The organism is Fusibacter sp. (genome assembly GCF_057447755.1).
This window is the reverse complement of sequence record NZ_JBVBZF010000112.1, coordinates 1-10,789: the sequence shown is the minus strand read 5'-3', so window position 1 is coordinate 10,789 and position 10,789 is coordinate 1. Positions and strand designations below refer to the sequence as shown.

General features: G+C 39.5%; 13 protein-coding genes and 1 riboswitch. All 13 genes read left to right on the top strand.

The window, feature by feature from the left end; all coding sequences use genetic code 11:
* Positions 1-403, top strand: a 403-nt coding sequence (locus AC220I_RS12805; RefSeq protein ID WP_486724235.1) for a branched-chain amino acid ABC transporter permease, incomplete at its 5' end; no start/stop codon positions are given.
* Between the two features lie 9 nt (positions 404-412).
* Positions 413-1,294, top strand: a complete 882-nt coding sequence (locus AC220I_RS12800) for a branched-chain amino acid ABC transporter permease (RefSeq protein ID WP_486724234.1) — start codon at positions 413-415, stop codon at positions 1,292-1,294.
* The gene (locus tag AC220I_RS12795; protein ID WP_486724233.1) at positions 1,295-2,068 is read left to right on the top strand and encodes an ABC transporter ATP-binding protein; all 774 of its coding nucleotides are present in this window, start codon (positions 1,295-1,297) and stop codon (positions 2,066-2,068) included.
* On the top strand, positions 2,062-2,778 hold the full coding sequence (locus tag AC220I_RS12790) for an ABC transporter ATP-binding protein (RefSeq protein ID WP_486724232.1): 717 nt from the start codon (positions 2,062-2,064) through the stop codon (positions 2,776-2,778). The genes AC220I_RS12795 and AC220I_RS12790 overlap by 7 nt, the downstream gene beginning before the upstream one ends.
* 299 nt (positions 2,779-3,077) lie before the next feature.
* Complete coding sequence (gene rlmD / locus AC220I_RS12785) at positions 3,078-5,225, top strand: 23S rRNA (uracil(1939)-C(5))-methyltransferase RlmD (protein ID WP_486724231.1); 2,148 nt, start codon at positions 3,078-3,080, stop codon at positions 5,223-5,225.
* A gap of 295 nt (positions 5,226-5,520) precedes the next feature.
* Positions 5,521-5,616: riboswitch (guanidine-I (ykkC/yxkD leader) on the top strand.
* A gap of 122 nt (positions 5,617-5,738) precedes the next feature.
* Positions 5,739-6,128 (top strand): EamA family transporter, encoded by a 390-nt coding sequence (locus tag AC220I_RS12780; RefSeq protein WP_486724230.1) that lies wholly within the window; start codon positions 5,739-5,741, stop codon positions 6,126-6,128.
* A 25-nt stretch (positions 6,129-6,153) separates the two neighbouring features.
* Positions 6,154-6,864, top strand: a complete 711-nt coding sequence (locus AC220I_RS12775; protein WP_486724229.1) for a B3/B4 domain-containing protein — start codon at positions 6,154-6,156, stop codon at positions 6,862-6,864.
* A gap of 134 nt (positions 6,865-6,998) precedes the next feature.
* Positions 6,999-7,685, top strand: a complete 687-nt coding sequence (locus AC220I_RS12770) for a radical SAM protein (RefSeq protein ID WP_486724228.1) — start codon at positions 6,999-7,001, stop codon at positions 7,683-7,685.
* 44 nt (positions 7,686-7,729) lie between these two features.
* Positions 7,730-8,200, top strand: coding sequence for a pyridoxamine 5'-phosphate oxidase family protein (locus AC220I_RS12765; protein ID WP_486724227.1), 471 nt, complete (start codon positions 7,730-7,732; stop codon positions 8,198-8,200).
* Between the two features lie 276 nt (positions 8,201-8,476).
* Positions 8,477-9,166 carry a hypothetical protein gene (locus tag AC220I_RS12760; RefSeq protein WP_486724226.1) on the top strand — a complete coding sequence of 230 codons (690 nt, stop codon included), beginning with the start codon at positions 8,477-8,479 and terminating at the stop codon, positions 9,164-9,166.
* A gap of 75 nt (positions 9,167-9,241) precedes the next feature.
* On the top strand, positions 9,242-9,529 hold the full coding sequence (locus tag AC220I_RS12755) for a DUF4314 domain-containing protein (RefSeq protein ID WP_486724225.1): 288 nt from the start codon (positions 9,242-9,244) through the stop codon (positions 9,527-9,529).
* A gap of 187 nt (positions 9,530-9,716) precedes the next feature.
* Positions 9,717-10,073 carry a hypothetical protein gene (locus AC220I_RS12750; RefSeq protein WP_486724224.1) on the top strand — a complete coding sequence of 119 codons (357 nt, stop codon included), beginning with the start codon at positions 9,717-9,719 and terminating at the stop codon, positions 10,071-10,073.
* Positions 10,074-10,093: 20 nt separating this feature from the next.
* A partial coding sequence (locus AC220I_RS12745) for a recombinase family protein (protein ID WP_486724223.1) occupies positions 10,094-10,789 on the top strand: 696 nt, incomplete at its 3' end.

Here is a 10,789-nt window from a genome sequence, read left to right as displayed (position 1 = left end):
CATCATCGAGAAAACCAAGACAGGCATGGCAATCAAGGCGACTGCTTATAACCTGAGAGCCAGTGCCCTTATGGGGGTCAACACTGACCACATTATCTTTATCGTATTCGGACTTGGTGGGGGACTTGCAGGGATTGCCGGTGTTCTATTCGGCATGAAGTATACCGTTTACCCTCAAATTGGCTTTATCACAACCAAAGCCTTTATTGCAGCAGTATTTGGTGGCCTTGGCAGCTTGTCTGGCGCAGTCATTGGTGCGATTTTACTGGGCGTTATTGAAACCATCACAGCTGGTTATCTGTCATCACAACTTAGAGACCTTATTGCGTTTGCACTCTTAATTTTCATATTGGTGGTTAGGCCAATGGGGATTATGGGCAAGCAAAATGAAGACAAAGCATAGGAGGGGAATATGGATTGGTATTATATTGAAGGTATTCTCATACTATCTGGGATAAACTTATTGGCGGTACTTGGCCTTTCACTATTGACGGGCTTTACGGGATTGTTTTCGTTCGGACATGCTGGTTTTATGGCGATTGGGGCTTACACCACGGCCTTTTGCACCATGACACTAGGTATGAACTTTTATCTGGCGCTTATCATCGGAGGCTTAATGGCAGGTGTCATGAGCTTGATCATCGGCAAGTTGACCCTTAACCTCAAGGGCGACTACTTCATCATAGCCACACTTGGCTTTGGTGAAGCCATAAGATTAATTCTCGATAACGTCCAATACTTTGGCGGTGCAAGAGGTTGGCCGGGCATCACCAACCATACATCTCTCATGAATGTGATCGTCATCAACATCATCGGGATTGTTATTTTAGTCAACATCATCAACTCAAAGCATGGTCGAAACATGAAGGCCATCAGAGAAGAGGAAATGGCATCCAATATCATCGGTATTGACGTCTTTAAGTACAAGCTACAATCCCTCTTGATCAGTGCCATGTACGCAGGGGTATCAGGTGGACTGCTAGCACACTACATCGGTTTCCTACAGCCAAAGATGTTCCAAATGATCAAGTCCACTGAGCTGACCATCATCGTTATTTTCGGCGGTCTTGGCAGTGTAACAGGATCAGTCATCGGTGCAATTGCCCTTACAGCTTTACCTGAAATTTTGAGAAATGTAAAGGAATGGCGCTTGGTAATCTATGGGGCGACAGTTGTTTTAATCATGATTACGAGACCTCAAGGCTTAATGGGTGGTAAGGAGTTCAGACCCATCAAGTATCTTAAAAAGTGGTTTGGGAAAAAGAATAAACCCACTGTGGAACAGGAGGCCTAAATGAGTATGCTAGAACTTAAAAATGTCACCAAGCAGTTTGGAGGTTTAACGGCTGTTGGTAACTTTAACCTAAAGATTGAACCCAAGCAAATCTATGGTTTAATCGGTCCAAACGGGGCAGGAAAAACGACGATTTTTAACCTCATAACTGGGATCTACAATATCACTGAGGGTGAGATACTTTTCGAAGGCAAGCGGATAGATGAGACAGCAACCTTTAAAATTGCAGATGTGGGGATTACCAGAACCTTTCAGAACATCAGACTCTTTAAAAACCTGACGACATATGAGAATATCTTGACGGCGTGTCATTTTAATACGCATTATTCCTTGCTTGACAGTGTTTTTAGGACTAAAAAGTACAAGGAAGGCGAGCAGCTTTTACACCAACATGCTGAAGAGCTATTAAAGATAATGGGGCTTGAGGAAAGACGTGATACCATAGCGTCAAACCTACCTTATGGTCTTCAGAGGAGACTGGAAATTGCCAGAGCACTTGCGCTTAGACCTAAGCTCTTATTGCTTGATGAGCCAGCAGCAGGGATGAATGAGGAAGAGACCTTCCAGCTACTTGACCTCATAAAGCAGGTAAGAGATCAATTTGACCTCACGATTTTAATCATTGAGCATCATATGGATCTCATCATGAATCTTTGTCATGAAATCACAGTTTTAAATTTTGGACGTGAGTTGGCAGCTGGCACACCAGAGATGATTCAATCCAATCCAAAGGTAATTGAAGCTTATCTGGGAGAGGGGGAAGAGGCATGTTAAAAATCAGAGATTTAAATGTACATTACGGAGGCATTCATGCCCTAAGAGGCGTGGATATAGATGTTGAAGAAGGACAAATTGTGTCTATTATTGGTTCAAATGGGGCAGGAAAGTCGACCCTCTTAAATGCCATTTGTTCAGTGGTCAAAACCAGCAAGGGGACAGTGGAATTCAAGAATCAAGCTCTGCCAAAGCAGATCAACAAAATTGTTGAACTGGGCATATCGCAGGTACCTGAAGGCCGTTTAATCTTCGCCAATCTCACTGTTAGAGACAATTTGATGATGGGTGCTTATTTGAGATCAGATAAGGAACAAATTCAGAAAGACCTCCAAAATGTCTATGACCTCTTTCCAAGACTCTTGGAAAGAAAAGAGCAAATGGCAGGAACCCTTAGCGGTGGTGAGCAGCAGATGCTTGCCATGGGGCGTGGCCTCATGTCAGACCCAGACATCATCCTACTGGATGAACCGTCACTTGGGCTTGCACCCCTCCTTGTAAATACGATTTTTGAAATCATTTTGAATATAAAAAAGATGAATAAGACCATCTTATTGGTTGAACAAAATGCCTACAAGGCCTTATCCATAGCAGACGTGGGTTATGTCCTTGAACAAGGCACCATCGTTAAAAAAGGACCAGCATCTGAACTGATAAAAGATCCAGTGATTCAAGAGGCATATTTGGGTAAGAAGAAAGCACAAGCTTAGGTGCTTTAAATTAAGAACTCAGGTATGTGGAATTACTGAAGGTACCCTTCGTGGAAAATGCATGTACTCGCATAGACCTTTTACTGAAATTTTAAACTTCCATTCAAGGCAAAACACACCACAGAAGCATTTCTTTATAGGCAGATTTAAACCCCAGAAACGGTTTAAATCATGTTTTATACGAAATGGTATTGTTGGTGTGTTTTGTCCTTTAAAATTATGGTAGTAATATCACAAGGAATAGCGTATACTAAAGGGTATCGTTAAATAACTCTCTAGAGAAAATCGTGGTGAAGTGTATGAGTAAAGCAACTTATAAAAGCAATGGAAAGCCTTCAAGTCAAGGCAAAGGTGCCTCAAAAAGTGCAGGCAAAGCAACAAATGGTAAACCTGCAAAGGGAAAATTCTCAAAAGAAGGTGCTTCAAAGGGAAATCCATCTAAAGGAAAACCATCTTGGAGCAAGACTGAAGGTGAGAAAAAGTCAAATGATCAATCTGAGCGCGTAAGCACTGAAAAATCATATGGTCCAAAAAGAAAATCATCTGAAAGACCAGAGTCAAGTTCAACGTCTAAAGGCGGTGGAAAGGCGGGATCGGTCTATAAAGCACGTGGTCATAAGCCTTTTGAAGGCAAAAATAAAGGTAAGCCTGTAGGGGATGATTCTGGAGAAAACAAGTCATTCAAAGGCGATAAATTTGATTCTAAGAAATCAGATTTTAAGAGATCCGATTCAAAGCGATCAGATTTTAAACGATCAGATGCTAGTAAATCTGATTTTAAAAGAGGTAAATTCGATAAAAAAGAGGGTTCTGATGGAGAAGGCACTAAATCATCAGAGTTCAAGTCTAAATATAAGAAAGATTTTAAGAAACCAGAGTATGGCAAGAAGTCTGAATACGGGAAAAAGACAGAGTATGGTAAGAAATCTGAGTCTGGTAAGAAACCAGATTATGCTAAGAAGGTTAACCCATACAAGGCCAAAGAAGTAAAATCAGATTCAAATGAGAAATGGGATAAGAATAAGTCAAAGAAAGGGCCAAGGAAATCTAAGGGTTACGGTGCAACACAAGTCTCTGACGCATCCTTTCAAGATGGCGAAAGCAGACGATTTATCGTAAGATGCTCTGATATGACTCAAGATGGCAAGGGCATCGTCACCATTGAAGGTGAAAAATATCATCTTGGAAACGTCATAGAAGGCGAAGAAGTCTTAGTTGAAATGGTCACGAGAGGCAGACGTAAATACGTCAATCTTTTAGAGGTTAAAGAAGCAAACGCTTTTAGAGTCACTTCACCATGTGAAATATCATCTAACTGTGGCGGGTGTCAGCTCCAACATATCTCATATGAAGGCCAGCTCCACTTTAAACAATCAAAGGTAAATGCACTCTTATCTGAGTACGGAAGGGTTTCACCTATTATTGGGATGAAGCATCCTGTGCATTATCGAAATAAAATTCACTCAACATTTTCTGTGGGTGAAAAGGGTAAAATCATCTCAGGTATATTTGAAGAGGAATCCCATAATGTGATTTCCGTTGAAAATTGCTTAATTCAAGATGAGCGTGCCAATGCCATAATAGAAACCATTAAAAACCTTATGCCATCCTTTAAGATGATGCCTTATGATGAGGACTCAGAAAAAGGATTTCTACGTCATGTCCTCATCAGAACGGGTCATGTGAGTGGTGAAATCATGGTGGTGCTCGTGGTGACAAACCCAATTTTCCCTGCGAAAAATCATTTTGTCAAAGCCTTGACAGAGGCACATCCATCTATTAAAACCATCGTGCAAAATCTTAATAAGAAGAAGACGAGCATGGTATTAGGGGATAAAGAGGTTGTACTTTATGGCAAGGGCTATATAGAAGATACCTTGTGTGATACAGTCTTTAGAATTTCATCTAAATCCTTTTATCAGGTAAACCCTGTACAAACCGAAATCCTTTACAATAAAGCCATCGAAATGGCGGACTTAAAAGGAACCGAGGTTGCACTAGATGCCTACAGCGGTATCGGTACGATTTCACTGATAGCAAGCCATTCAGTGGATCATATCGTTGGGATTGAGCTCAATAACGACGCTGTGAAGGATGCCATTTCTAACGCGAAGCGCAATGGTATTACCAATGCCAGATTCTATAATGGCGATGCAGGTGATTTCCTTAAGGATATCGCAAAAGAGGGCGAACACCTTGATGTGGTCTTTATGGACCCACCAAGAAGTGGTAGTGACGAAGCCTTTTTAAATGCAGTGCTTACAATCGCACCTAAAAAAATTGTCTACATCTCATGTAATCCACTCACACTTGCTAGAGACTTAAAGGTACTTGTGGCAGGTGGCTATAAGGTTGAGGAGATTCAGCCTGTGGACATGTTCCCGGGGACGTGGCATGTGGAAGCGATAATTCTGATGACGAAATGTGGTTCTGACACGAAAAAGTAGAGTTTGACCACAACATATAGTGGTTTGGAGTCGATTTTGGGGCTAAAAAACAGCAAAAAAATGACGTTTTTTGACCCCTAAAAATGGGCTAAAATATAGATGACATAGGGTGAATATAGCCTAATTAAAGATTAAGTAAGAAAATAGATCGCAGTACAGGTGATTAACTCAGGGTGGATTTACAGAAGATTTGAAACTGATAAATATCAGTTTAGTGTAAAAATCAATTTGACATTTCAAAAATCGTGTGCTATGATTCAATGAAAGTTGCAACTTTTGATTTTCAAAATTTTATAATAAAGTTTTCTAGGGTTCCGCAGTGTAAGCTGGACAGGTCCGAGAGGAAACGCACAAGTAATTGTGTACACGGAAGGATAAAAGCCTGGGAGATATTTTAAAAAATATTTCCTAAGGCTTTTTTTTATTATAAAAAATTGAACTTGGGTATCTAAAAAGGAGAAGATTATTATGTATGTAAAATTTGTTCCCATAATCATGGTTGTATTATCGAGTTTGTGCTATCACATTAGCCAGAAGTCAACGCCGTCAGGACTTAATCCAATTGTTGCATTGATTGTTACCTATGTGATGGCATCTGTAGTATCCATCGTTTCGTACTTTGTATTTGTTCCAAAGTCGAATTTAGGGAGTCTGGCTGAAGCAATCGGAACAACAAACTGGGCAAGCATTCTTTTGGGTTTCGCAGTTGTAGGGTTAGAATTAGGATTTTTATTAGCTTATCGAGCAGGATGGAATATTAGTTCAGCGGGCTTACTTTCAAATACACTGGTTGCATTAATGCTTATACCAGTAGGGTTATTGTTTTTTAAAGAAACTATTTCAATAAATTCAATCGTTGGTGTTGTAGTATGTATTTTTGGATTAGTTCTAGTTTCCAAGTAAATAAAAAATCTAAGGAGGAAGACTCATGAAAAAATTTATCATTGAAGAAGCGTTTTGGGATGTTTTTCCGAGTGCAAAAATAGGCATCATTTTGGTTAAAGGCATAAACAATAGAATTGATAATTCCGAGAACTATGAACAAATGCTATTAGCATCAGAAAAAGAAGCAAGCAAGTTCTTTGTAGAGCCTGAATTTAGTAACAATGCTGTTATTAAAGTGTGGAGAGATGCTTTTCAACAGTTCAAAACTAAGAAAGGCGCAAGGTCTTCTATCGAAGCTCTGCTAAAACGAGTGAACAATGGCAATCATATTGGAACGATTAATCCTTTGGTGGATATGTACAATTCAATTTCAATGAAATATGCAATGCCATGTGGCGGAGAAGATATTGACTCTTTTGTTGGAGATGTGAAACTCACAAAAGCGGTTGGCGGTGAGCATTTTATTACACTCGGGAGCGATGATGATGCACCCCCATACGAAGGCGAGATTGTATATAAGGACGATGCAGGAGCAATTTGTAGATGTTGGAATTGGCGGGTATCGGTAAGAACAATGTTGACAGAGAAAACAGAAAATGCATTTCTGTGCATCGAACTTGTAGATGAGAAGAGGGAATCTGAGTTTCAAAATGCTTTAAAAGAATTAGCAGAAATAACACAACAAAACTTAGGTGGCTCATATAAGGTTTTTGTAATGGATAAAGATCATTTTGAGATTGAAATTCAAGAGTAGATTAGTGAGATTTAATCAATTTAGACATGAGTTATTTGCGTTATGTTCTAATAAACTATTAGCGTACAATAAATTAAGATAGAGATATGATTGTACACAATAGCTTAAATTCAATTATTTACGGAGGATATAAAATGGGGAGTTTCTCATATAAAGAGCTTTACACAGAAAATGAAAAGAGAGTTCTAGAAATCAATGTGCTACCAGAAAAATATTGCAATTTTGACTGTATCTTTTGTCCAATAGGGCGATCAAAAAACAAAACGGATGAACAAAAGGAGTTCAATGATTTTGAAACAGTAATAGCAGAGTTGTCTGTTTTGATTAGAGATAAAAAACCAGACTTGATATTTATTAACTCTAAAGGAGAAGCCTTCGTCAACGACAAATTAGAAGATATCATTAAGTTCATTAAATCAAAAGACATTGAAGTAAGACTTCTGACGAATGGTTATTTGCTTGGTCAAGATAAATACAAGGGAATTGCCAATCTATGCGATGAAATCATAGGCGAGATTAAAGTTACGAAGGACGAAGATTTTCAAAAGATTCAGCGACCTATTGATGGTTACACCCTTGAAGAACATGTTCATCATATGGTGAACTTCAGAAAGCAGTACAGTGGTAAGTTTATTTTCGAAATTACAATTGTAAAAGGATACAACGATGATCAAAAATCTGTCCAGCAACTAAAAAGAATGGTTGATTTATTATCGCCAAGTGAAGTTCAAGTCGTCACAATTGATTATGATCCATTTAAAGCGAAGTTAGGAATTTCAGATGAGCGTTTGGAAGAGATATCAAAGATACTATTGTCCTAAATATCAAACATCAGTGGGGTCAAGTTGATTCAAGGAGGTTCTCTATGTTTCGTGAAATGAGAAGAAAAGATCGAGCACTAGCTCAGAACGAAATAGTTCAGATTCTGATTGATAATGCCTATGGAATTTTATCAACAATTGGTGAAGACGGATACCCTTATGGTGTCCCAATCAGCTATATTTACATGAATGGTGTACTATATGTTCATGGAGCGAGAAAAGGTCATAAGTTTGATAATATAGCGTTTTCTGATAAAGTCTCTTTTGCAGTAGTAGGAAATACGAAAATTTTGCCAGATAAATTTAGTACAAATTTTGAAAGTGTTATTGCATTTGGTAAAGCAGTAGAAGTTTTTGATGAAGAAAAATTGGTGGCTTTATCTGAATTTATCAATAAGTACTCATCAGACTTTATTGAACAGGGTAAAGAGTATATCGAACAAGCTTCTAAGGCTACAAGAGTAGTGAAAATCGAAATTGAGCATTTGACGGGCAAAAGGAAAGATGAGAAGTAATACGACACTTTTTATGAATGATTCAAAGAAAAAAGCACTCATACGGATCATATTAATCCGTTTTCGAGAAAAAACTTCCACCAAGTAACCTTTTGGTTTTGCGAGCATCAGAAATATCGGCATCGAAGAAATCGATGATTTCAGGTCCGCTTAGAAGGTATAGTTGGAAATCGAATAAGTGAAAAATTATGAGGCAGAGTTTTTAGGTCAACTTAAATGACCTATAGACTCTGCCTCTTTTTTTATACCAAAAATCAGAAAGAGAGGAAGACGAGGATGTCAAAATTTTTTATGTATGGCTCAGAACTTCAGGAACTTGAACAGCTAATGATGCTTGTGCCGAATTTTTTACCAAGAAGAAGTGGGGTGATTGTTGTGCAGAGATTTAGAAGTGAAGAAGGGTCAACAGCATTTGAAAGAGACTATGAACGCATCACAGCGTATTGTAGCTCAAATGCATCCAGTGGAGTTACAAATAAAATTGCCAGAGGCTACATTAATTATGAAGAGCTTGTCTGCGGTTGCTTCGAGAAATGTGAATCTCATCATCTGAATGTGCGGCTTGGTGATTTGATCAGGAGCCACGATGGTGAACTCTTCTTAAGTCCTAAACATCGTTCCAGATTCCAAACGGTCTGCCGAATACAAAATGAAGCAATCAAAAATCGAAGCTCAGCCTATCTGGCTACATTATTTTTACTGACCGCAGATGATAACTTGTGGTGTGCTGCAAAGGATCACATCTACTTGGATCGTTTTGATTTCAAGAAGATGTATCTACACGGCATCAACACCGATGGCTATGCTATCTATCAAATGTCAAAAACGATTCAACTTGCCAAGGAGTACATAAAGCTGAATGAGATTTCAGATAAGCATCTGATTGGGGAACAAGCTTTCAAAGGGATTATCAATTCCATATTGATAGCAAAATACGGAGCGTCAATGCTTCAAGCAAACTGCTGACAAGAGTTACCTTTCTATAAAAGTAGAATGAGTAGCTCTTTTTTTATGCCATGAAAATAGAATGGAGGTATTGAAATGAAAGGATTTCTTTCACAAAAGCAAGTTGAAACAATCAAAGAGCAGTATCCAGTTGGAACACGGATCGAGCTAATCCATATGGATGATCCATATGGTCCAATTGAAGCAGGGACTCAGGGAACAGTTGAAGGCGTGGATGACGCTGGGTCATTGCATATGCGCTGGGACAACGGAAGAACGCTTGGCATTGTTCCGGGTGAGGATCAGTTCAAAGTGATTCCCAAGTCTCAAGAAGAGGTCATGGAGAATGATCAAAAGCAAACTATGGGAGGGATGGGCATGTAAAAAAATAGAACAAAAACGAGTAGATAACTGAATAGTAAAGGACATCGGTGTGCGGAATTCAATCCGTACATTTTTTTATGTCTTGAATCCGATTAAGGCCGGTTGAATTGCTGCTAAGCGCAGCGACTCTTCCGGCCTTTTTTTATTGCTTAAAAAAGCTCATCCCACCAAAAAAGGAGGCGAGGAGGTGGATCATGTAAACATCAATGAAAAGTTCTTAAGTTATTTGAAAAGAAGTCACACAGGAGAAGGAAAGGCCGTACAAAGTAAGTGCTTGGAAATGAAATTTCAAATGAGCGGTCGGAAAATCAGAGACATCGTCAACGCACTCAGGTGCGAAGGACATCCGATCTGCAGTGATGACGGCGGCTATTATTATGCTGCGAATAGAAATGAAGTTTTGGGAAGCATCAGGCAACTAAACAGTCGCACAGAAAAAATTGCTGAAGCCAAGGATGGACTTGTCAGGTCACTGTCCCTCTTTCCAGATTCGAACAGTAACAAGCAGCTTCAAATCTGGTTTGTGTGCGTGAAGGAGGGATGATGTATTAATAGTTTTATGAGTTGGATTGGCGGAAAGAAATCGGTGGCGAACTCCTGATTACTATCCTAAGCAGTCAGGCTCAGGAGGAAAGCCGGAATATCAGTGAAAACACAAGATGGGGATTAACCAGACGATTTGAAAACGGCATCATATCGGTAAACCATAAGAAGTTTCTCGGCTACACCAAAGATGAAAATGGTAACCTCATCATCGTCCCGGATGAAGCGTTGATTGTTAAACGGATTTTCAGAGAGTATCTGGAAGGGAAAAGCATTATACAGATTGCCAAAGGGCTACAAGATGACGGCATAAAGACCGTAACAGGACTTGAAAACTGGCATCCTGGCACCATCGATAAGATGCTTTCAAACGAGAAGTTCTGCGGAGATGCCTGCATGCAGAAAACCTATACCATCGACTTCCTCACGAAGAAGAAGGTCAAGAACCAAGGGTATGCGCCACAGTACTATATCGAAGACAACCATGAGGCGATTATCCCGAAAGAGCTGTTTCACCAAGTGCAGGTGGAAAAAGCCAGAAGAGCAAGTCTCAACAAAGCTGCAGTAACAAGAAAGGCAAATAAGGCCAAGAAAGAAAAGAGCAAATACAGCTCAAATTATGTTCTGACTGAACTCCTTACTTGCGGAGAATGCGGACACTCATACAGAAGGCAGACATGGTCCAAATACGGTCAAAAGTCAGCGGTATGGCGCTGT

Bases quoted from the DNA above. Each gene is read 5' to 3' on its own strand.
- AC220I_RS12760 (WP_486724226.1), top strand. From the start codon at position 8,477: ATGTCAAAATTTTTTATGTATGGCTCAGAACTTCAGGAACTTGAACAG.
- AC220I_RS12775 (WP_486724229.1), top strand. From the start codon at position 6,154: ATGAAAAAATTTATCATTGAAGAAGCGTTTTGGGATGTTTTTCCGAGT.
- AC220I_RS12755 (WP_486724225.1), top strand. From the start codon at position 9,242: ATGAAAGGATTTCTTTCACAAAAGCAAGTTGAAACAATCAAAGAGCAG.
- AC220I_RS12800 (WP_486724234.1), top strand. From the start codon at position 413: ATGGATTGGTATTATATTGAAGGTATTCTCATACTATCTGGGATAAAC.
- AC220I_RS12765 (WP_486724227.1), top strand. From the start codon at position 7,730: ATGTTTCGTGAAATGAGAAGAAAAGATCGAGCACTAGCTCAGAACGAA.
- AC220I_RS12770 (WP_486724228.1), top strand. From the start codon at position 6,999: ATGGGGAGTTTCTCATATAAAGAGCTTTACACAGAAAATGAAAAGAGA.
- rlmD (WP_486724231.1), top strand. From the start codon at position 3,078: ATGAGTAAAGCAACTTATAAAAGCAATGGAAAGCCTTCAAGTCAAGGC.
- AC220I_RS12790 (WP_486724232.1), top strand. From the start codon at position 2,062: ATGTTAAAAATCAGAGATTTAAATGTACATTACGGAGGCATTCATGCC.
- AC220I_RS12795 (WP_486724233.1), top strand. From the start codon at position 1,295: ATGAGTATGCTAGAACTTAAAAATGTCACCAAGCAGTTTGGAGGTTTA.